The following is a 20,886-nucleotide window of genomic DNA, read 5'->3' as shown; positions in this document are numbered from 1 at the left end:
TTACAGCTCATCGCGTTCGGCATCACGCGGCTCCTACTGGACCGCTGGGTAGTTAATCCGGAAAAGCTGGAAAGGGTTGGAAGCATCGCCTGGTATTCGCACAAGACCCGGCCATTCTTCGCCGCCTGCGAGCGCTGCATACACAGGCGCGTCGCCCGGCATCGGTTTTAGCGGAAAACGGCAGATTGCGACATAGTCGAACGACTCGAGTGCTTGTTGCCTGACATGCGCACCAGGCAAGATAAAAAATTCCAGTGCCCGTCTGATGCCAGGAGACGCCCGATGGAAAGGAATTGCCCCGACGGAAAAACCGTCGGGCATGCCTTCAGCCAGTCGAAGGGACAATCCTTGTGGTGCCATAATTCGCCCCGGCGTAACCTTCCCGAGTACGGAGAAATCGCCGTGCGGGCACTCGTCAAACGCCATGTAGTCGGCCGCGTCGTAGTTCAGTTCGATCGGTGGCATGAACATGCTGGCTGATTGGGCGGCCGCGATCGGCAGTAAAAGAGACGCCAGAAAGATTGAGCGGGTATGCCACCAGGCAACTGGCGTTGCCTGCCCCTGCTTCAGATAGTGATAGGCGATCGGCAGGAACAACGGAATGAAGGCAAATGGGAAACGGACGTAGCGGGCGATTCCAATCGTGAGAAAAAGGCTTGCAGCAGCAATAGCAAAGATGACTGGCCGTCCGGGCTGCTCGCGGCCGCGAGGCCCCAGCATTGGTGGCACGGCAGCCAGCAAAAGAGACCCCGCGAGCCCAACCCACCAGATGACGGCCGGTGGCGTGTGCGCAGCCGCGGACCAAAGCGGTTTTTCCTGGAGGATACGGTCAAACCATAGCGAACGAGAAATGGGATCTATGACTTCGTAAGGTCCTGCGAGACATCGCGGGAAAAGCAAGGCAGCGAAAACGACCGCTGCCGCCCCGACGACACATATGATCGCCAATTGCCCCCACCCTGTTATGCGGGGGAAAACTGTAGTGACCAACAGCAGCGGGGCCGAGCATCCGACGAGCAAGAAGATATAGGGAGCGGAAAAAGCGTCGCATTGCGTTGATATAGCAGCCGATGGGCCAAGCAGGACAAGCGCCACCGGCACCGTACAAAGTAAAACAGATGCCGATGCTCCGGCGAGAACTTGTTGTGATGCGCGGGTTCTGCACAGATATGAGATCACCAGCCCCGAAAAGGCGGTGACAACCAAAGGCAGTCCCTCCAATGCTATCGCGACGGAAGTAACGCTGCCCAGTCCTATCAGAATGCCGCCGAACCGGTCCCAGCGGACAAGGCCAAGCACGACCGTCATCAACGCGAGGATCTGCATGCCGTGATGATCGATTCGCCCCGGCGCAAATTCGCCCACGGCCAGGGTCATGGAAATAGTCGTTGCGACCAGCAGCAGATAATCTGCCGTCGTGTGGAATTCGGTCAGGCGCCGTAAAATTTGACTGACCAGTATGCTGTAAATGCCGAGCATCAGGGGTGGCCAAATCAGGAATGACCAGGAGATGGCATCGTTATGGCCAAGCATCGGCGACAGAGCGATACTAATTGCAACGTATGGTAGATCGACCAATCGCGACCAAGGAGAAACATAGGGTTCAGGCATGGAAACGACCGGTAGCACAAGGCTCCACCAGTGACCGGTCGGAGAAAGGAGCTGGCGTATCTGGATTGCCCGCATCCGATCGTCGATATCACCCGTCAAGAGGTGGCCGTTTGCTATATCCAGTGCGGACATTGCCAATGCTGTGATGTAGACGATCAAAAAGATCCGCCAGAAGACAGGCGGACGCCATTTAATAACTACGTCATCCGTAACCGATTTCGCAAAATCTCCCATGGGGACTTTCCAGCTCGAAATTTGGGCCAGATTTAGCAAACGCCGTTTAAAAATATGCTACTACAGGCTACGGAATCTAGCCTGTTATGCTTGCCGGTCAGGCGCTGGCGACGAAGAGCGACAATGCGCTCGCTCAGAACCTGACCTCTCTGCCGCGAGCTGTTCTTGAGCCGCGACGAGCGGCGGCCATGGCGCACCCATCCTGTTCGAAGCGTTCAATCCAGCGCGACACGATCTTGGCCGCGGCATAGACGCGGGCGGCTTGCGCTTTGGTGAGTGCGCCGCCAGCAACGGCGACGGCCATTTCTCTCGACGCAGCGGGGTCGGGCATTCTTATGGATGTTCAATCGGAGCGATCCTGGAAAACTGAGGTGTGGTAACTCCAGTCTCCTAAATCCGCTCCGAATGGACAGCCTCCTGAAAGCTCACACCTAGAGCGTGGTTTCGCCCGAATCCGCCTTGATGATGTTGATGAACGCCTCGGCTGTCCAGGACAGCGGCGTGCCGGGCATCGAGATGATCCCGTATTCGGAGAGCTTGTCGGGCAGGAAAGGCCGCATGGCGATTGCGTCGCTGCGGAAGAACTCGGCTATCAGCGACGGCACGATGGCGATGCCGAGCCCTTGGGCTGCGCAGGCGCAGGCGGTTTCGACCGAATGGACTTCCAGGCTGCAGCGGTAGCTCGGCACCATGCGACGCAGTTCGTGCTCCAGTTCGTTGCGGTTGACGCGCTGCCGGCCGAGCAGGATCAGGTCGTTGCGGGCAAGATCGTTGACGTCGATGGCCTGCTTGGCGGCCAGCGGGTGGCCGACCGGCATGACGCAGGTGGTGCCGCTGGTGAAAAGTGGGCGGGTGTCGAAGGAATGTTCCTCCGGCGGCAGGCGGACAAAGCCGAGATCGGCGACGCGGCCGCGCACCATGCGTTCGATCGCATCATAAGGGCCGCTCAGGATCTCCACCGTCACGCGCGGATGATCGGCCTTGAAGCGGGCAAGGATCGGCGGCAGCATGGTGGTCGCGAGGCTGTGCGGGAAGGCGACGCGGATCAGCGCCTCCCCGAAGGCACCCGAACGGACGTCGCCGACCTTGACGCGCAGCCGGGCGACGCTCTCCGCGACATCATCCACCTCGTCGACCAGGAGATGCGCTTCCGGCCGCGGGATGAGGCGCCCCTTGTCGCGCAGGAAAAGCTCGCGGCCGATCTCTTCCTCCAGCGATGCGAGCTGACGGCTGATCGCCGACTGCGACAGGCCGAGCTGTGCCGCCGCCGCTATGGTGGAGCCGGTATCCATGATCGTCTTGAAGATTTCGAGCTGCTTGAAATTCATGCCGCGATCCTACGGAAGGCGGCGGCGAACACAAGCAAAGACATCGAACAGGGTTCCGCGCGCAAAACGCATAGGACCATGCATTCCGCGCATAATATTGCGCATCCCGCGCCGCCCGCTATCGTCGGCCCCAACAACTAGAAAAAAGGGAACGTCTTCATGAGAATTCTCTGTCCCTGGGGGACGAAGGGTAAGCAGGAGCGCACGCCATGACGGTTTTCGTCATTCGCCGCTTCCTGCAGAGCATTGCCGTCCTCTGTGTGACCGCGGTTATCGTCTTCATCGGTATCTATGCGATCGGCGATCCGGCTGAAATGCTGATCTCGCCGGATGCAAGCCCGGCGGAACGCGCTCAGGTCGTCGCCTCGCTCGGGCTCGACAAGCCGCTCTGGGAACAGTTCTTCACTTTCGCCTGGAACGCGCTGCACGGCGACCTCGGCCGCTCCTTCGTCTTCAACCGTCCGTCCATCAGCCTGATCTTCGAACGCCTGCCGGCGACGCTGGAGCTGACGCTGACCGGCCTCGTCTTCGCGCTCCTGCTGGGCATCCCGCTCGGCCTCCTGTCCGGCTTGAAACCGAACACCGCCACCGACGAAGTGATCATGACCGGCTCGATCTTCGGCTTCTCTCTGCCGAGCTTCTGGCAGGGCATGATGCTGATCATGATCTTTTCCGTCTGGCTCGGCTGGCTGCCGTCCACCGGGCGCGGCCAGATGGGCGAATTTCTGGGGCTCCGTTCCAGCCTGTTCACGCTCGACGGCCTCACTCACCTGATCCTGCCGGCGATCAACCTGTCGCTGTTCAAGCTTTCGCTGGTGATCCGCCTCACCCGCACCGGCGTGCGCGAGACGATGCCGCTCGATTTCGTCAAGTTCGCGCGCGCCAAGGGCATTTCCGAGCGGCGCATCGTCTTCGTCCATGTGTTCAAGAACATCCTGATCCCGCTGATCACCGTGATCGGCCTGGAACTCGGCAGCATGCTCGCCTTCGCGGTGGTGACGGAGACGATCTTCGCCTGGCCGGGGATCGGCAAGCTTTTGATTGACAGCATCATGCGGCTCGACCGGCCGGTCGTGGTCGCCTATCTGCTGGTCATCGTCAGCCTGTTCATCTTCATCAATTTCGTCGTCGACGTGCTCTATTCACTGGTCGATCCCCGCGTCCGGCTCGGAGGCGCCCAATGACCGCCCGCGCTCTTTTCGCCGAAGACATGCTGCTCGGCCGCCTGGTCACCGGCATCGGCCGCAGCCCCAAGGCGGTCGTTGCCGCCGTCGTCTGCATCATCCTGCTGTTTGCCGCAGTCATCGGACCCTATCTGACGCCCCAGAACCCGTTCGATCTCGCGGTTCTGGACATCCTCGATTCCAAGCTGCCGCCCGGCTCGCAGAGCATGGACGGCATGAACTACTGGCTCGGCACCGACGGCCAGGGCCGCGACATGTTTTCGGCGATGATCTACGGCCTGCGCACCAGCCTCGGCGTCGGCGTATTCTCCGGCATCGTCGCGCTTCTGGTCGGCACGGTGCTCGGCCTGATCGCCGCCTATTTCGGCGGGCGTATCGACACGCTGATCATGCGCGTCGTCGACCTGATGCTCGGCTTTCCGACCATCCTCGTGGCGCTGATGCTGCTGGCGCTGCTGGGCCAGGGGCTCTGGAAGGTGATCTTCGCGCTGATCCTTGTGCAATGGGCGACATTTGCCCGCGCCGTCAGAAGTGCTGCGCTTGTCGAGAAGAACAAGGACTATGTCGAGGCCGCAGTGACGCTCGGCATCGGTACGCCGCGTATCCTGATCGGCCATATCCTGCCCAACTGCCTGCCGCCGCTGATCGTCATCGGCATGCTGCAGGTGGCGAACGCCATTTCGGCGGAAGCGACCCTCTCCTTCCTCGGCATCGGCCTGCCGATCACCGAACCGTCGCTCGGGCTGCTGATCGCAAACGGCTATCAACTGCTGATGTCCGGCGAATACTGGATCAGCGTCTATCCGGGCGTCCTTCTGCTCGTACTGGTGTTTTCGATCAACATTGTCGGGGACCGGCTGCGCGAAGTCCTCAATCCCCGACTTGGTGAAAGGTGAGCGCGATGACACCCGTCCTCGAAGTCAAAAACCTTTCCACTCATTTCATGACCCGCCGCGGGATATTGAAGGCCGTCGACGACGTGAGCTTCACGGTCGGTGAGCGCGAGATCGTCGGCCTGGTCGGCGAATCCGGCTCCGGCAAGTCGATCACCGGGTTCTCGATCCTCGGTCTCGTCGACCCGCCCGGGCGGGTGGTCAGCGGCCAGATCCTGTTCAACGGCGAGGATCTGCTGAAGATGTCGCCGGGCGCCATGCGGACGATCCGGGGCAAGCGCATCGCGATGATCTTCCAGGACCCGATGATGACGCTGAACCCGGTTCTCTCGGTCGCCACCCAGATGATCGAAACGGTGCAGGCGCATGACAGGGTCTCCCGCACGGAAGCCCGCGCCCGGGCTCGCGATGCACTGGGCCTCGTGGGCATTCCTTCGCCGGAGGAGCGGCTGGATTCCTATCCGCACCAGTTTTCCGGCGGCATGCGCCAGCGCGTGGCGATCGCGATCGCACTCCTGCACCGGCCGGACCTGATCATCGCCGACGAACCGACGACGGCGCTCGACGTGACGATCCAGTCGCAGATCCTGTTCGAGATCAAGCGGCTGGCGGCCGAGTTCGGCATGGCGCTGATCTGGATCAGCCACGATCTCGGCGTCGTCGCAGCCCTCGCGGACCGGATCATGGTCATGTATGCGGGCCGGATCGTCGAGGCGGGGCAGGTCGATGGGGTGCTCACCGCGCCGCGCCATCCCTATACGTCCGGCCTGCTCAGTGCCGTGCCTGCCGCGGTGCCGCGCGGTGAGCCGCTTCGGCCGATCCCCGGTTTCGCGCCCTCGCCGCTGTCGCGTCCTTCCGGCTGCGCCTTCCGCGACCGCTGCGCCCGGGCCACCGAGGTCTGCGCCACCGAACCGATACGGTCGATCGCCGCCGATCGCGAGTTCCGCTGTTTCCACCCTCACCTCTGGAGCGCCGCATGACGAACCCGCTCGTGGAAGCCGCGCCCCTCGTAGAAGCCGTGGATGTCAGCCGGCGGTTTTCCCGCAAGCTCGACTATGCGGAAAAGATCGCCAACCTCTTCGGGGCCGGCCTCGAGGAAAAGACCGTACATGCGGTCGACGAGGTCAATCTCGCGGTCTATCCGGGCGAGGTGGTCGGCCTCGTTGGTGAGTCCGGTTGCGGGAAATCGACGCTCGGCCGGGTGATGGCCGGCATCATGCCCGCGAGCGGCGGCGAGGTACGCTGGAAGGGGCGGCCGCTGACCTCGCTACAGGGTGACGACAAACGCGCCATGCGGCTTTCCGCCCAGATGATCTTCCAGGACCCGATGTCGACGCTCAATCCGCGCAAGCGAGTACTCGATATCATCGGCGAGGCACCCAAGGTGCACGGCATCGTCAAGGGCCGGGAGATGCGGGATTATGTGGCTGCGCTGGTGACGCGTGTCGGCCTCGATCCGTCCTATCTGGACCGCTACCCGCACCAGTTTTCCGGCGGGCAGCGGCAGCGTATCGGCATTGCCCGGGCGCTCGCGGTAAAGCCGAAGCTGCTCGTCTGCGACGAATCCGTCGCGGCGCTCGACGTGTCGATCCAGGCGCAGATCCTCAACCTGTTCATGGACCTGAGACAGGAATTCGGGCTGACCTATCTGTTTATCAGCCACGATCTCGGCGTCGTCAAACATATCTGCGATCGGGTTGTGGTCATGTATCTCGGCCGCGTGGTGGAAAGCGCCACGCCGGACGAGCTCTTCGACAATCCGAAACATCCCTATACCCAGGCGTTGATCCGCGAACTGCCGTCCGTCACCGATCGCCGCCGGGTGTTCACGCCGATCAAGGGCGAGATTCCCTCGCCGCTCCATCCGCCGGCTGGATGCCATTTCCATCCCCGCTGTCCCAAGGCTTTCGACCGCTGCCGCGTGGAACGGCCGGTCTTGAAGGAAAACGCGGCCAAGGTCGCTGGTCGCCATGTCAGCGCCTGCCACCTGAACGATCTTGCCGCCCATCAGGCAACAAATGCGACGGCCGAACCGGCCATCTAAAAAGGAAGGGAACAGACATAATGAAATTGATGAAATTTCTCCTGGCCGGGGTTGCGGCCTCGGTCATCGCGCTGAGCTCGGCTCAGGCCGCCGACCTGATACTCGGCAGCGCCACCGAACCGTCGGCGATCGATCCGCAGTTTTCGCGCACCGGCAACAACCAGAACATCGCCATGCAGGTCTTCGACCGCCTGGTGCAGACCGACCCGGCAATCAATGTCGAGCCGGCGCTTGCCGTCTCCTGGACCAATGTCGACCCGCTGACCTGGCAGATCAAACTGCGCGACGGCGTCAAATTCCATGACGGCAACCCGCTGACATCAGAGGACGTGATCTTCTCGCTCACCCGCGCCAAGGATATCCCGAACAGCCCGGCGCCGTTCTCCGGCAATGTCGGGGCGATCGACAGCATGAAGGCGATCGACAAGCTGACCGTCGAGATCAAGACCAAGAAGCCGACGCCCGATTTCATCGAACAGGTCGGCTTCGTCTACATCGTCGAAAAGAAGGTCGCGGAAGGCGCTTCGATCGAGGACTTCAACAGCGGCAAGGCGGCGATCGGCACCGGCGCCTACAAGTTCAAGTCCTGGACGCCGGGCGACAACCTGCAACTCACCCGCAACGATACCTTCTGGGGCAAGAAACAGGATTTCGACAACGTCACCATCAAGTTCATCTCGAACGACGCCTCGCGCGTCGCAGCCCTTCGCTCCGGCTCCGTCGACCTGATCGACGCCGTGCCGCCAGGCGACGTGAAGACCCTCCAGGGGATCTCCGGCCTCAAGGTCTTCTCGATCGCCTCGTCCCGGATGATCTACCTCGCGCTCGACAGCGCCCGCGACAAGACGCCCTTCATCACCGACAAGGAAGGCAAGCCACTCGACAAGAACCCGCTGAAGGACGTCAAGGTCCGCCAGGCACTCTCCGAGCTGGTCAACCGCCAGCTGATCATCGACCGGATTCTCGACGGTTCGGCGGAAGCTGCAGGCCAGCTGGTTCCGAAGGGCGTCGCCGGCAACGATCCGTCGATCGCGGCGCCCGCCATGAACGCTGAAAACGCCAAGAAGCTGCTTGCGGAAGCCGGCTACAAGGACGGTTTCGGCATCACCATCCACACCTCCAACGACCGCTTCCCGGGCGATGCGGAAGTGGCGCAGGCGCTCGGCCAGATGTTCGCGCGCGGCGGTCTGAAGGTGAACGGCGTCGTCGCTCAGCCCTATAACGTCTACACCAAGGGCGCCGGGGCCGGCGAATTCTCAGCCTTCATCTTCTCGCTCGGCAACTCTACGCCAACCTCCGCCACGGGTCTTCGCAACCTGCTGATGACGGCCAACAAGGATGCGGGCACCGGCTCGTTCAACCGGACGAAATATTCGAACCCGGCCTTCGACGATGCGATGCGTGCCGCCACCGCCGAATTCGACGTCAAGAAGCGCGTGGAACTGCTGCAGAAGGCGACCAAGCTGGTCTTTTCCGACATTCCAGTCATCCCGCTCTACTGGCAGAAGGTTCACTGGGCCGGCAAGGCAAACCTCTCCTATGTCGCCAACATGACGGAAGACACCGCCGCGACGCTCGCCGGCATCGCCAAGTAAGTCTTTCCGCACTCAACAGTTTGCTGCGGCCCTCTCTCCTGGAGCCGCGGCATGTCCCGGGCCGGCCTGACGTGTGGTGGGGCTGGCCCGGAATTGATTTGCAAATTCGAGGATATGGACATGGATACTCTGACGCCATCGCGCTTCGAGGTGATTGCCGACGACGTGGTCGTCGAACGGGATGTGATGGTGACGATGCGCGACGGCGTGAGGCTGGCGACCGACGTTTACCGGCCCGCCAAGGACGGCAAGGCGATCGAAGGCCGGCTTCCGGCGATCATGGAACGCACGCCCTACGGCAAGGCGGAGCGCTCGCGTTCCGAGATCGAAGTGGGCATGGCGGAGCCGATGAAGCGCCATGAGGTTGCGAGCTATTTCGTCCGGGCGGGATATGCCGTGATCTACCAGGATTGCCGCGGCCGCTACAATTCCGAGGGCGAATTCAGCAAATACATTTCAGAAGCCGCCGACGGCTACGATACCGCCCGCTGGCTGGTGGAACAGCCCTGGTCGAACGGCCAGTTCGGGACGATGGGCCTTTCCTATGCGGCCCATACGCAAGCGGCGCTCGCCTGCCTCAACCCGCCGGGGCTGGCCTGCATGGTGATGGATTCGGGCGGGTTCTCGAACGCCTATCAGTGCGGCATCCGCCAGGGCGGCGCATTCGAGCTGAAGCAGGCGACCTGGGCCTACAACCAGGCGATCGGCGAGGGCAACGAGTTTGCCCGTGCAGCGATCGAAGCGGAGGATCTTCACGCATGGTTCAACGTCATGCCCTGGAGCGAAGGCAACTCTCCGGTGCGCTGGATGCCGGAATATGAAAGCTACCTGCTCGACCAGTGGCGCAGCGGCACGTTCGACGAAAGCTGGCGCCGGGTCGGGCTTTACATGGAAGGTTTCTACGAGACTTTTCCGGAAGTGCCTGTCGTGCTGATGTCGAGCTGGTACGACGCCTATGTGAAATCGACGCTCGACAACTATCGCGGGCTTTCCGGCAAGGACAGCCGGCCGCTGCAACTGATCATGGGTCCTTGGCTGCACGGCAACCGCAATGCGACGCTTGCCGGCGACACCTCCTTCGGGCCAGCCGCGCCGCTTGGCGGCAATGTGATGGAAAGCTGGCTATCCTTCCGCCGCAACTGGTTCGACCACTGGCTGAAGGGCAAGGACAACACGGTTGCGCAGGAGCCGGTGGTTCGCGCCTTCGTGATGGGCGGCGGGTCGGGCACGCGCAACGCGGACGGCCGGCTGGATCACGGCGGGCACTGGATCGAGGCGGCCGACTGGCCGCTGCCGGGAACGGAATTCCGAAACTACTATATCCATGAAAACGGCTCGCTTTCGACCGACAGGCCGAAAGCGGAAGCTTCCCCCTTCACCTACGACTTCGACCCGAAGGACCCGGTTCCGACCATCGGCGGATCGCTGACGAGCGGCCAGCCGATCTTCGAAGGCGGCGGCTTCGACCAACGCGAGGGCGACAAATTCTACGGCTCGAAACATCCGGGCCTGCCGCTTTCGGCGCGTGCCGACGTGCTCTCCTTCGAGACCGCGCCGCTCGCCGAAGATGTCGCCGTGGTCGGGCCGATCACGGTCGAACTTTATGTCTCGTCGGATGCGCCGGACACGGATTTCACCGCGAAACTCGTCGACGTCTATCCGCCGAGCAAGGATTACCCGACCGGCTACGCGCTCAACATCACCGACGGGATCATCCGCTGCCGCTACCGCAACTCCTTCGAAAAGCCGGAGCCGATCGTCAAGGGCGATGTGTTCAAGGTAACGATCGAGCCGTTTGCGACCGCCAACTTGTTTGCCAGGGGTCATCGCATTCGGGTGGACATTTCCTCGTCCAACTTCCCGAAGTACGACATCAATCCAAATAGCTATGCGCCGGAAGGCCGCGGACGCACAAGCCAAGTGGCCCGCAACACCGTTTTCTGCGATGATATGCGTGCATCCGCCATCCGCCTGCCGATCGTCGGTAGAGTGGCAATGGCGGCGCTGAAGCCCATCGCGAAATGAACGAGGCCATGCTCACCGTCGCCGTTACCGGCCAAATCCTGATCCACGGCCCCCTCGACCTCCATGGCGAGGGACAGGCCGAGGTCCAGGATTTCCTCGAGGCGGATGTGGTCTTCGGCAATCTCGAGGCGACGGTGGAGACTGCCGGTGCATGGCCGACGAAGACGAAGACGCTGCATCTGGCTTCCCCGGATGCGCTGATTTCCATCCGGGAACTCGGCTTTCACGCGGTAACGCACGCCAACAACCACGCCTTCGACCTCGGCCCGCCGGGCATCGCGTCGACGCGCGCCGCAGTGGAAGCGGCCGGGCTGAAGCTTGCCGGCAGCGGGCGGGATATCGAGCAGGCTGCTGCGCCGGTCATCGTGCCGGGACCTGAGCAGTCGCTCGCCATCTTCTCCGTCGATCTCGGGCCGCAGCCGGACATCAACTATGCCTCGACCGAGCGTGGCGGCATTGCCCCCTTGCGGATGAAACGGACGGTGAGCGTGCCGGCCGAAGAATTCGAGACGCTGAAGAGGATCGTTAGGACCCTCGGCGACGACAAACGCGGCGCGGCACGTGCCGCCGTGGGTTATGATGTCGGCGAACGCCCGGAACTGGAGGTCTTCGGCATGCCCGTCGCTGCCGGCGACGCCATCGGCGCACGCTGGACGGCGGACGAGACGGACATGCAGCGGCTCGTCGACGGCATCGATGCCGCAAAGGCGATAGGGGATCTGGTAGCGGTAGCGCTCCACGGCCACCACTGGGATTCGAACTGGAAAATGACACCCGACTGGCTGCTCGATCTCTGTCGCGGCCTGATCGACTGCGGCGCCGACCTGGTGCTTGGTACCGGCGCGCCGGTCATGCAGCCGCTTATCCTTTATCGCGGACGGGTGATCATCGCCGGCCTCGGCAACTTCGTCTTCCACACCGGGCGGCCGGCGACCTATGACGAAAAGCATGTCGATGTCTGGCGCAGCGCCGCGATCCGGTTGACGCTTGCGGATGATGGTACGTGCAAGAGACTTGAATTGCTGCCGATTTCGGTCGGCAGGCCCGTGGACCACGACCTGCCTTTGGGGCCGGTTCCGCTGCAGGGCTCCGATGCGGACGATATCAGGGAAAGAGCCTTTGCCGGGCTTTCCGCGGCGGACAGGCAGATCGTTTTTTGATCAGCCGAGCTTGCCGGTGAAAATGTAACCGACGCCGCGAACGGCCTTGATGAGCTGGGGATGTTTGGCATCCGCCTCGATCTTGCGGCGCAGCCGGACGATCTGGGCATCGATCGTGCGGTCGAAGGCATCGAGCTGCCGCCCCCTCGTCGCGTCCATCAGGAAATCGCGCGTCAGCACCCGGCCCGCATGCTGCACGAAGGCCGCCAGCATGTCGAATTCGCCTGTCGTCAGTTCGACTTCGCCATCTTCGTTAGACAGCAGCTGGCGCCTCGAAAGATTGAGCGTCCATCCTTCGAAACGGACGATCTTCTCCTCGTTTTCCTCCTGCTTCGGCTGAGCCGGCTGGCGCCGCCTGAGGATTGATTTCAGCCGCGCATGCACTTCGCGCAGGTGAAACGGCTTGGCTATATAGTCATCTGCACCGATCTCGATCCCGATAATCCGGTCGACCACATCATCGCGGCCCGTCAGCATCATGATCGGAACGTCCGATTGCATCCGGATTTCCCGGGCAAGGTCAAAACCGTCCTGGCCGCCGGGCAACGACAGGTCGAGGAGGATGATGTCGACCTCCTGCCGTTTCAGCTGAGCGCGCATTTCCTGCCCGTCGGATACCGCGCTGACGGCATATCCTTCGCCCTCGAAATACCGCGTCAGCATTTGACGGATTCGGGGATCGTCGTCGACGACGAGAATGTTGGCTGAGCTTGCGGGGGATGACATCAACAGGAAACCGGCGTGTTACAGATTGTTACCAATTAGAACCGTCTTTCACACGGCTAGCATTCGCGCGTTACCGGGATTCGGTCAACTGCCTTAACCAAATGGATAGGGGCAGTTTCATGTTTGTCACGGATTATGCGAAGACCTTCAACACGGCAGCAGCAGGACCGCTGGACGAACCGGATTGTCTCCATTCGCTGTTCGCCAAGCAGCCTGTGGAATATCTGTCGGCGGGCCAGGCCCTGTTTTTCGAGGGCGACGAGGCCAGGCATATCTTCGAGGTCATGGAGGGGACGCTGCGCGTTTTCCGGATCATTTCGGACGGACGCCGGGTCATTACAGGGTTTCTGCATGCCGGCGATATGATCGGCGTGTCGTTCCGGGATAATTATATCTACACTGCGGAAGCCATCACCACGGCGAAGGTCCGTCGGCTGGCGCGTCGGCAATTCGAGGCAGCCGTCATCAATTCCGAGAGCCTGAGGCCGAAGGTCTTTGCCCGCGTCTGCGACGAAATGGCCGCAGCCCAGGACCAGATGGTGCTCCTGTCGAGCAAAAGCGCGGAAGAGCGGCTCTGCACCTTCCTTCTGAGATACCTGAAGCGCGCGATGGCCGAACGCAATGCGCAGCCGGTCGTCGAGCTCTCCATGAGCCGGCAGGACATGGCCGACTATCTCGGACTGACGATCGAGACCGTTTCGCGTACTATCACCAGGCTTATCGGCAAAGGCGTGTTGAATGTTCTGGACCCGGCTGCCCGTCATTCCATAAGAATCGAGCGACCGGGGATGCTTGCGCAACTCGCCGGAGACGACGATGACTGTGGGGACATGCGGCGCGACCTGATCGCTCTCGGCGAGCGACGGCGCCATTAGACGGATTGGACATGATCGGCAAGACAGGACCCGAAGCCACGACGGAAAGCCAACTCGATGCCGTCACTCTTCTTCTCGACGATGCCAACCTCATCGTCCACGGCGTGGACGGCATTATCAGCCGCTGGACGAGCGGCTGCGAGCAGCTTTACGGCTGGCGTCGGGAGGAGGCTCTCGGAAGGGTCGTCCACGAGCTGCTGGCGACGCAGTTTCCCGAGCCGCTCGACGGGATCCGCCGTCATGTCCAGATCTATCATACCTGGCAGGGAGAGGTCGTCCATCGCCACAGGCACGGTCACTCCGTCGTCGTGGCGAGCCGCTGGGTGGCCGTCAATCCGTCGAGCGACGGACCTTCGATCATCATCCAAACGAACAACGATATTACCGAGATGAAAAGGGTGCAGAACGATCTTGCCGAACGCGAAGCGCATCTGCGCTCCATTCTGGATACGGTTCCGGAATCGATGATCGTCATCGACGAGGTCGGCTGCATTTCCTCCTTCAGCACCGCGGCCGAGCAGCTGTTCGGCTACTCGTCCGACGAAGTCTGCGGGCAGAATGTGAAGATGCTGATGCCATCACCCGACCGGGACGCCCATGACGGATATATCTCGCGCTACCTCACCACAGGCGAGCGCCGGATCATCGGCTACGGCCGCGTCGTGACTGGGCAGCGCAAGGACAAGAGCACGTTTCCGATGGAGCTTTCGGTCGGCGAGGCCGTCACCAACGGGAAACGCATTTTCACCGGCTTCGTCCGCGACCTCACCAGCCGTCACAAGATCGAAGAAGAACTTCGCCAGGCCCAGAAAATGGAAGCGATCGGCCAGCTGACTGGCGGCCTTGCGCACGATTTCAACAATCTTCTCACCGTCATCAGCGGCAATCTGGAGATGATCGAGAACAAGGTCGCGGATGCAGGCCTGCTGGAATTGCTGCATGAAGCCCAGGGTGCCGCGGAAGACGGCGCCAAACTGACAGGCCAGCTTCTGGCCTTCGGACGGCGCCAGCCGCTCAACCCGAAGCTCGCGGATGTCGGCAATCTCGTCTCCGGCTTCTCGGAGCTTCTCAGGCGAACCCTCGGTGAAACGATTGAGCTTCGTACCACCGTGGCCGGCGTTTCCAACGAAGCGCTGGTCGATGCATCGCAGCTCCAGAACGCGCTTCTCAACCTGACGCTCAATGCCAGGGACGCGATGCCGCGTGGAGGCAAGCTGACGATCGAGATCTCCCGCGTCAGGCTGGATGTCGACTATGCGCAGATGTATCCCGATGTCCGCACCGGCGATTTCGTGCTGATCTCCGTCACCGATACGGGCGTCGGCATGCCTTCCGACGTCAAGGACAAGGCTTTCGAGCCATTCTTCACCACCAAGGGCCTGGGCGCAGGAACAGGCCTCGGCCTCAGCATGGTCTACGGTTTCGCCAAACAGTCCGGCGGGCATATCCAGCTCTACAGCGAGCCGGGGCAGGGCACGAGCGTGCGGATTTTCCTGCCGGTGGCGCGCAAGACGGAGGCAGCGGGTCCGCTTGCCGTCGAGGCCGGCTCGAAGCAGGCCACCATTCCGGGCGGCACCGAAAAGATCCTCGTCGTCGAGGACGACCCTCGGGTCCGGCGCATCGCCGTGTCCCGGCTGACGCAGCTCGGTTACGGCGTCATCGAGGCCTCGAACGGCCGGGAGGCGCTGGACCAGCTCGGCCAGCACGACGGCATCCATCTTCTTTTCACCGATATCGTGATGCCAGGCGGAATGACGGGCGACGAACTGGCAGCCGAAGTGCGCGCCAGACGCCCTGGCATGAAGGTGCTGTTCACCTCCGGTTATGCCGAACCGGCCATTGCCGGACGCGAGCTCGCCCAATCCGGTAGCTGGCTAAAGAAGCCGTATACTGCCAGGGAACTCGCGGTGCGGCTTCGGGAACTGCTGGACTGAGTATCGTTTGATAAAACGGATGCATCCGCGGCCAACGCCCCAGATTCTGCTGCAGAGCTTAGAGTTTCTATAAACTACCCGAAGGGCCTAGCCTTTGTGGTTCACCGATCTCTATCGCGTGTCCATCGGGATCATAAAAACGGAAGACTCGCTGTCCCCAGGCTTGCCGCTCTACCGGATGGATCAGTTCCACATGCGGCGCGATGTTTTCGAAGGCCGCATCGACATCCTCATGTTCGAAATATAGCAGCAAATTTCTCCGTCCGTAGGGTTCGTTCGCAACAGGGCCTTGCCGCCAAATCGTTTGCTCAAGCGAACTCCCTTCGTGGATTGCGAAACCGGTTTCGAAGAGTACGAAACCCCCGAAATCCTCCAGTATCCTCAGCCCGAGCCTATCTCGGTAAAACGCTTTCGAGTGATTTATGTCGCGAACGAAAGGAATGGGATTGATAAAACGCATCGAATTCCTTTCGTGAAGGTCGCAGTCCTTGCGGGCGCAGATGCCGTTTGTTGGCGGTTCCACGAAAAGAATGCCTCACGACAGTGCTCTCGGCAAGAAAACCGCCAGCGACGCCCACTCCTGAGAAGCTCGAGGGCGTGCCGGAGCTTGTCGGGGGTCGCCGGTTCATTCCGGCGGATCATCCCGAAGCACGCGCCAGGAGGCGCCTTCGAGGTCGTCGTACTGGCCACTCTTCAGCGACCAGAGAAAGGCGAAGAGGCCGAGACCGCCGAGGAGAAGCGCAATCGGGATGAGATAGATCAGCATGTTCATGCGACGCGGGCCTCACCGGGAGGAAATTTTGCTTCGCCGTGGCTCTCCGCCGCCGCTTCGGCCTCCGCACCGCTTCGCGATCCGCTGAGCCGGAGCGCATTGGCGACGACGATGATCGACGATGTGGACATGGCAACGGCGGCAATCAGCGGCGTCGCATATCCAGCAAGCGCGATCGGCACGGCGATGACATTGTAGCCGATGGCGAGCGCGAAATTCTCGCGGATCAACCGGCCGGCGCGCCGCGAGATATCGATCGCCAGCGGCACCGCTTCGAGGCTGTCGCGCATGAATACGAAGTCGGCGGCCTGACGTCCGACGTCCGCCGCTGTCGCCGGCGCGATCGAAACATGGGCTGCGGCGAGCGCCGGGGCATCGTTGATGCCATCTCCGACCATCAGCACCTTGCGGCCGCTTGCTTCGAGCGAGGTGCAGAACTCCGCCTTCTGTCTCGGCGAAAGCTCCGCCTGCCAATGTTCGAGGCCGAGGCGGATGGCGAGATCGGCAACCACCCGGCGCCGGTCGCCCGACAGGATACCCGTCTCGAAACCGCTGGCTACGAGGGATGCCGTGGCGGTCAGGGCGCCGGGGCGGAGCGAATCGTCGAACCGGAAGGTGGCGATTTCCTTGGCATCGAGCGAGAGAACCGTTTCGGTCACGCTATTGCCCGGGCTTCCGTCGTCCGGCACGGATAGGGCAAAACGCCGGTTGCCGAGACGGTAGACGCCGGCGGGTGTCGCCGCTTCGAGGCCCAGGCCCGGGATTTCGGTGACCGTTTCGAAGGGCGCAACCGGGCCGGACACCGCCATCGCCAGCGCCTGGGAGAGAGGGTGACGCGAATGGGCGGCGAGGCCGGCGGCCAAGGCGAGCTGCTTCCTGTCGAACCGCTCGACATCCAGCAGCCGCGGCCGGCCGAGGGTCAGCGTGCCGGTCTTGTCGAAGAGCACCGTGTCGATTTCGGCAAGCCGTTCCATGGCCGAACCGTCCTTGACCATGATGCCGTTCCGGAACAGCCGGCCGGCCGCGACCACCTGCACCACCGGCACCGCGAGGCCGAGCGCGCAAGGGCAGGTGATGATCAGCACGGCAATGGCCACCAGCATCGCGTGTTTCCAGTCGCCGCCGATGAAACCCCAGGCGAGAAAGGCGGCGAGCGCCAGAAAATGGACGGCCGGAGAATAATATTGCGCTGCACGATCGGCGATCCGGCGATAGCGCGCCCGTCCACCTTCGGCCGCCTCCATCAGCGAAATGACTTCGGACAGGAAGGAATCCCTCGCCGCGGCCGTCGCTCTCAGCACCAGCGAGCCGGTGAGGTTGAGCGTTCCTGCCTGTATCATATCTCCGGCACGGACCGGCCTCGGCGCGCTTTCGCCGTTGACGATCGAGACGTCGATATCGCTTGCGCCGCTCTCGACGAGCCCATCGACCGGCACCCGCTCACCGGCCGCAATCGCCACCCGGTCGCCCGGCCGTATTTCGTCCACCGGGCGATAGTCGCGCGAGCCGTCCGCACCGATAATCGTGGCGCCGCGGGGCGACAGGCGTGCAAGGCCGCTGATCGCAGCCCGCGCCCGGTCGCGCATGACATGGTCGAGCGTGCGGCCGATCAGCAGGAAGAACAGCAGCGATACAGTTGCGTCGAACCAGGCATGTTCGCCGTGATGCATGGTTTCCCAGAGCGACACCGCATAGGAAAGGGTGATGGCGAGCGCGATCGGCACGTCCATGTTGGTGCGACGGCGACTGAGCGCATTCCAGGCCGACTGATAGAAGAAACGGCCGCCATAGATCAGCGCCGGCGCGGCGATCAGTGCCGATATCCAATGGAACATGTCGCGTGTCGAGGCATCGGCGCCCGACCAGACTGAAACCGAAAGCAGCATGATGTTTGCCGCCGCAAAACCGCAGAGCGCGACGGCGCGGATGAGGTCGCGCTGCAGCTTTTCGCCGACCTCCTCGGCATTCGAAAAAAGATGCGCATCGTAGCCGGTGGCGTCGACGATCGCCCTGACCAGCTCGACCGGATCCGTGTCGACATCTCCGGCCTTTTCCCGCCAGACGATCGAGACGCGTTTGGTGGAGAGATTGACCCGTGCCCGCTCTACCGACGGCAGCGCGTTGAGTGCCTTTTCGATCGTCGCGATGCAGGTGCCGCAATGGACCTGCGGAACGCTGAGATCGGTCTGACGCAGCCCCGGCGAAATTGTCCGGCTGGACAGCGTCAGTTCCTCGGAGGACGGAAGCGGATGGTCCGAATAGCCTTCGGCTCCGGGCGCGCAGCAGCTCATTCCGCCCTCCTCGAAACCGAGATGCGTTCGGCCTGATGCAGGACGCGCTTGCCGTTCCGGATGGCGCTCGCATCGACGATCCATTGGCCGGGCAGGATTTCATGGGTGGCTACGAATATCCCCTGGCCAACGGGAACGAGGTCGAGTTTGAAATCCTGATGTTCGCCGACCGGTCGTTTGAACTTCAGCGTTAGCGCATCAGCCGCGACCGGCCCGTTTTTCGGGTGGAAGACCTCGTAACGGATATCGGAACCGTTGACGGTGATGCGGCCGGTGATGCCGGTCGCCGTCAGCGTCCGCGCCTCGGCCGCCTTGCCGTTGAATTGCTGGCTGGCGACATAGGTGTTTTCCGCCACCAGCCCGCTCCAGCTGGTAACCGCGTTATAGGCCATGTAGAAATTGACCGAGATGATGGTGCCGAAAAAGAGCACCAGCACGCCGACCATGTGCCAGCCGGTGAAGACGAAGGATTTTGCAGGGACCGCGTTCATTTTCGTCGGGCTCATTTTCTGGCTCCCGGGGTGTTGAAGACGGCTGAATAGCTGTCCTTTTCGTGGCTCGACCGGTCTTCGGCGATGAAGTGGAAATCAACGGCCTCGGAGGAAACGGCATCCTTGGGCAGGGTCACGAAGACCTTCAAGGCAAGCGTCTTGTCGGGCTCCACCTGCACCGCGAAGAGGCGGCCCGGTACGTCCGTGACGCCGGATATCTTCATCGTCGCTTCGGGCAGGCCTTCCATCGAGACCATGATCGTGCGCGGCTCCGGGATCATGTTGAGCAGCCGGATGGTGTACCCGTTGCGGATGGAACCATCCGATTCCAGCACGAATTGCGGGTTGCGATCATGGAGCACGTTGACCTCCAGCCGGTCGCGCGACAGGAGCGCGAAGACGAGGCCGAGACCGACGGCCGACCAGACACCGAAATAGATCAGCGTGCGGAGCCTGAAGATCACCCTCCAGTCGAAATGGCGGACTTTGTCGATGAAGGAACCGTCCGGATTGCGCACCCGGGCTGGATCGATCGGCGTCGTGCTGCCGTTTGTCGCGAGCGCCATGTTGGCGTCGTATTCGTCGAGCGTCGCATAGGCGATCAGGCCGTGCGGCTTGCCGATCTTGTCCATCACGCCGTCGCAGGCATCGATACACAGCGCGCAGGTGATGCAGGCCATCTGCTGGCCTTCGCGGATGTCGATGCCCATGGGACAGACCGCCACGCAGGCATTGCAATCGACGCAATCGCCGACCGGCTGGCCGGCTGCTGCAGCCTTCTTGGCATGGCGGCTGCGCGGTTCGCCGCGCCAGTCGTTATAGGTGACGACCAGCGAGCTCTCGTCCAGCATGGCAGCCTGGATGCGCGGCCAGGGGCACATGTAGATGCAGACCTGTTCGCGCAGCAGCCCGCCGAGCACATAGGTGGTGGCCGTCAGGGTGGCGACGGTGGAATAGGCGACCAGCGCCGCCTGGCCGGTGACGAAATCGAAGGCGAGCGAGGGTGCGTCGGCAAAATAAAAGATCCAGGCGCCGCCGGTCGCCACCGCGATGGCCAGCCAGGTGGCGTGTTTGGCGATGCGCTTCCAGAGCTTGTCGAGGCTCCAGGGCGCGGCGTCGAGCTTGATGCGGGCATTGCGATCGCCCTCGAAGAAGCGCTCGACGACAAGGAAGAGATCGACCCAGACCGTCTGCGGACAGGCATAACCGCACCAGGCGCGACCGACGGCCGAGGTCACCAGGAAAAGGCCGAAACCGGCCATGACCAGAAGCCCGGCGACGTAGAAGAATTCCTGCGGCCAGATTTCGATGAAGAAGAAGTAGAAACGACGACTGGCAAGATCGACGAGCACCGCCTGATCGGGTGCAAAGGGACCGCGGTCCCAGCGGATCCAGGGAGTGAGGTAATAGATGCCGAGGGTTATCAGCATCACCAGCCATTTGAAGCGACGGAAGCGCCCTTCGGCCCTTTTGGGAAATATCTTCTTGCGCTTCTCGTAAAGCGGCTTGCCCGGCGAATGCACGGGCTGGACATCGATACGCTCAACGGAAGAACCGTTCTGCTGCAGATGGGAGGCGGTGTAGAGATTCATTGGCCAATCCTTTGTGGCCATAGTCTCGCACCGGGGCAGGCAATCTCCCTTGACCAAAGTCAACCCGAGCAAAGGCAGCAGACCGCGACATTCTGGCGGGGACGTGCAAAATGCACTATTCTTCACCGCAA

Annotated in this window: 17 protein-coding genes and 1 pseudogene; 9 read left to right on the top strand and 9 right to left on the bottom strand. The window is 62.2% G+C overall.

Annotated features, from left to right (window positions below; all coding sequences use genetic code 11):
* Positions 1-33: 33 nt before the first annotated feature.
* The 3 genes and pseudogenes from C5J24_RS07050 to C5J24_RS07045 all read right to left on the bottom strand — a co-directional run bounded on the left by C5J24_RS07050 (position 34) and on the right by C5J24_RS07045 (position 3,173).
* On the bottom strand, positions 34-1,845 hold the full coding sequence (locus C5J24_RS07050; RefSeq protein ID WP_105416835.1) for a hypothetical protein: 1,812 nt from the start codon (positions 1,843-1,845) through the stop codon (positions 34-36).
* Positions 1,846-1,916: 71 nt separating this feature from the next.
* Positions 1,917-2,192, bottom strand: a pseudogene (locus C5J24_RS32270) (IS481 family transposase); the annotation flags it as partial.
* A gap of 84 nt (positions 2,193-2,276) precedes the next feature.
* Positions 2,277-3,173, bottom strand: a complete 897-nt coding sequence (locus C5J24_RS07045) for a LysR family transcriptional regulator (RefSeq protein ID WP_105416833.1) — start codon at positions 3,171-3,173, stop codon at positions 2,277-2,279.
* Between the two features lie 209 nt (positions 3,174-3,382).
* On the opposite strand from C5J24_RS07045, the gene C5J24_RS07040 reads away from it, so the two are divergent.
* From C5J24_RS07040 to C5J24_RS07010, 7 genes are all read left to right on the top strand, one after another.
* Positions 3,383-4,357, top strand: coding sequence for an ABC transporter permease (locus C5J24_RS07040; RefSeq protein WP_046638255.1), 975 nt, complete (start codon positions 3,383-3,385; stop codon positions 4,355-4,357).
* Positions 4,354-5,253, top strand: coding sequence for an ABC transporter permease (locus C5J24_RS07035; protein ID WP_037086447.1), 900 nt, complete (start codon positions 4,354-4,356; stop codon positions 5,251-5,253). Before C5J24_RS07040 ends, C5J24_RS07035 begins: the two co-directional genes overlap by 4 nt.
* A gap of 5 nt (positions 5,254-5,258) precedes the next feature.
* Positions 5,259-6,230: an ABC transporter ATP-binding protein gene (locus C5J24_RS07030; protein WP_105416831.1), complete on the top strand. Its 972-nt coding sequence runs from the start codon at positions 5,259-5,261 to the stop codon at positions 6,228-6,230.
* A complete protein-coding gene (locus C5J24_RS07025; RefSeq protein WP_105416829.1) occupies positions 6,227-7,294 on the top strand; it encodes an ABC transporter ATP-binding protein in 1,068 nt (355 codons plus the stop codon). The genes C5J24_RS07030 and C5J24_RS07025 overlap by 4 nt, the downstream gene beginning before the upstream one ends.
* A gap of 20 nt (positions 7,295-7,314) precedes the next feature.
* A complete protein-coding gene (locus C5J24_RS07020; RefSeq protein ID WP_105416827.1) occupies positions 7,315-8,889 on the top strand; it encodes an ABC transporter substrate-binding protein in 1,575 nt (524 codons plus the stop codon).
* A gap of 120 nt (positions 8,890-9,009) precedes the next feature.
* Complete coding sequence (locus C5J24_RS07015) at positions 9,010-10,914, top strand: CocE/NonD family hydrolase (RefSeq protein ID WP_245446568.1); 1,905 nt, start codon at positions 9,010-9,012, stop codon at positions 10,912-10,914.
* Positions 10,911-12,074, top strand: coding sequence for a CapA family protein (locus C5J24_RS07010; RefSeq protein WP_105416825.1), 1,164 nt, complete (start codon positions 10,911-10,913; stop codon positions 12,072-12,074). Before C5J24_RS07015 ends, C5J24_RS07010 begins: the two co-directional genes overlap by 4 nt.
* Here C5J24_RS07010 and C5J24_RS07005 read toward each other — a convergent pair whose 3' ends face one another.
* Complete coding sequence (locus tag C5J24_RS07005) at positions 12,075-12,800, bottom strand: response regulator (RefSeq protein WP_105416823.1); 726 nt, start codon at positions 12,798-12,800, stop codon at positions 12,075-12,077.
* 119 nt (positions 12,801-12,919) lie between these two features.
* On the opposite strand from C5J24_RS07005, the gene C5J24_RS07000 reads away from it, so the two are divergent.
* Both C5J24_RS07000 and C5J24_RS06995 read left to right on the top strand, forming a co-directional pair.
* On the top strand, positions 12,920-13,675 hold the full coding sequence (locus C5J24_RS07000; protein ID WP_105416821.1) for a cyclic nucleotide-binding domain-containing protein: 756 nt from the start codon (positions 12,920-12,922) through the stop codon (positions 13,673-13,675).
* An 11-nt stretch (positions 13,676-13,686) separates the two neighbouring features.
* Positions 13,687-15,609, top strand: coding sequence for a PAS domain-containing sensor histidine kinase (locus C5J24_RS06995; protein WP_105416803.1), 1,923 nt, complete (start codon positions 13,687-13,689; stop codon positions 15,607-15,609).
* Between the two features lie 67 nt (positions 15,610-15,676).
* On the opposite strand, the gene C5J24_RS06990 is transcribed toward C5J24_RS06995, so the two are convergent.
* The 5 genes from C5J24_RS06990 to ccoG all read right to left on the bottom strand — a co-directional run bounded on the left by C5J24_RS06990 (position 15,677) and on the right by ccoG (position 20,755).
* Positions 15,677-16,069 (bottom strand): VOC family protein, encoded by a 393-nt coding sequence (locus C5J24_RS06990; protein WP_105416801.1) that lies wholly within the window; start codon positions 16,067-16,069, stop codon positions 15,677-15,679.
* A 165-nt stretch (positions 16,070-16,234) separates the two neighbouring features.
* Positions 16,235-16,381 carry a cbb3-type cytochrome oxidase assembly protein CcoS gene (gene ccoS, locus C5J24_RS06985; protein WP_105416799.1) on the bottom strand — a complete coding sequence of 49 codons (147 nt, stop codon included), beginning with the start codon at positions 16,379-16,381 and terminating at the stop codon, positions 16,235-16,237.
* Positions 16,378-18,672 (bottom strand): cation-translocating P-type ATPase, encoded by a 2,295-nt coding sequence (locus C5J24_RS06980; RefSeq protein WP_105416797.1) that lies wholly within the window; start codon positions 18,670-18,672, stop codon positions 16,378-16,380. The genes ccoS and C5J24_RS06980 overlap by 4 nt, the downstream gene beginning before the upstream one ends.
* The gene (locus C5J24_RS06975; protein ID WP_245446565.1) at positions 18,669-19,178 is read right to left on the bottom strand and encodes a FixH family protein; all 510 of its coding nucleotides are present in this window, start codon (positions 19,176-19,178) and stop codon (positions 18,669-18,671) included. Before C5J24_RS06975 ends, C5J24_RS06980 begins: the two co-directional genes overlap by 4 nt.
* Positions 19,175-20,755: a cytochrome c oxidase accessory protein CcoG gene (ccoG, locus tag C5J24_RS06970; protein ID WP_105417614.1), complete on the bottom strand. Its 1,581-nt coding sequence runs from the start codon at positions 20,753-20,755 to the stop codon at positions 19,175-19,177. Before ccoG ends, C5J24_RS06975 begins: the two co-directional genes overlap by 4 nt.
* Positions 20,756-20,886: the final 131 nt, after the last annotated feature.

It is taken from the genome of Neorhizobium sp. T25_27 (assembly GCF_002968565.1).
Taxonomy (GTDB): Bacteria; Pseudomonadota; Alphaproteobacteria; order Rhizobiales; family Rhizobiaceae; genus Neorhizobium; species Neorhizobium tomejilense.
Note: the sequence above shows the minus strand (reverse complement) of the source record. Positions and strands in the feature narration are given on the sequence as shown.

Coding starts and splice junctions, on each gene's coding strand:
- C5J24_RS06980 (WP_105416797.1), bottom strand. CDS start 18,672: ATGAGCTGCTGCGCGCCCGGAGCCGAAGGCTATTCGGACCATCCGCTT.
- C5J24_RS07010 (WP_105416825.1), top strand. CDS start 10,911: ATGAACGAGGCCATGCTCACCGTCGCCGTTACCGGCCAAATCCTGATC.
- C5J24_RS07040 (WP_046638255.1), top strand. CDS start 3,383: ATGACGGTTTTCGTCATTCGCCGCTTCCTGCAGAGCATTGCCGTCCTC.
- C5J24_RS06995 (WP_105416803.1), top strand. CDS start 13,687: ATGATCGGCAAGACAGGACCCGAAGCCACGACGGAAAGCCAACTCGAT.
- ccoG (WP_105417614.1), bottom strand. CDS start 20,755: ATGAATCTCTACACCGCCTCCCATCTGCAGCAGAACGGTTCTTCCGTT.
- C5J24_RS07020 (WP_105416827.1), top strand. CDS start 7,315: ATGAAATTGATGAAATTTCTCCTGGCCGGGGTTGCGGCCTCGGTCATC.
- C5J24_RS06975 (WP_245446565.1), bottom strand. CDS start 19,178: ATGAGCCCGACGAAAATGAACGCGGTCCCTGCAAAATCCTTCGTCTTC.
- C5J24_RS07030 (WP_105416831.1), top strand. CDS start 5,259: ATGACACCCGTCCTCGAAGTCAAAAACCTTTCCACTCATTTCATGACC.
- C5J24_RS07050 (WP_105416835.1), bottom strand. CDS start 1,845: ATGGGAGATTTTGCGAAATCGGTTACGGATGACGTAGTTATTAAATGG.
- C5J24_RS07045 (WP_105416833.1), bottom strand. CDS start 3,173: ATGAATTTCAAGCAGCTCGAAATCTTCAAGACGATCATGGATACCGGC.
- C5J24_RS06990 (WP_105416801.1), bottom strand. CDS start 16,069: ATGCGTTTTATCAATCCCATTCCTTTCGTTCGCGACATAAATCACTCG.
- C5J24_RS07015 (WP_245446568.1), top strand. CDS start 9,010: ATGGATACTCTGACGCCATCGCGCTTCGAGGTGATTGCCGACGACGTG.
- C5J24_RS07005 (WP_105416823.1), bottom strand. CDS start 12,800: ATGTCATCCCCCGCAAGCTCAGCCAACATTCTCGTCGTCGACGACGAT.
- ccoS (WP_105416799.1), bottom strand. CDS start 16,381: ATGAACATGCTGATCTATCTCATCCCGATTGCGCTTCTCCTCGGCGGT.
- C5J24_RS07000 (WP_105416821.1), top strand. CDS start 12,920: ATGTTTGTCACGGATTATGCGAAGACCTTCAACACGGCAGCAGCAGGA.
- C5J24_RS07025 (WP_105416829.1), top strand. CDS start 6,227: ATGACGAACCCGCTCGTGGAAGCCGCGCCCCTCGTAGAAGCCGTGGAT.
- C5J24_RS07035 (WP_037086447.1), top strand. CDS start 4,354: ATGACCGCCCGCGCTCTTTTCGCCGAAGACATGCTGCTCGGCCGCCTG.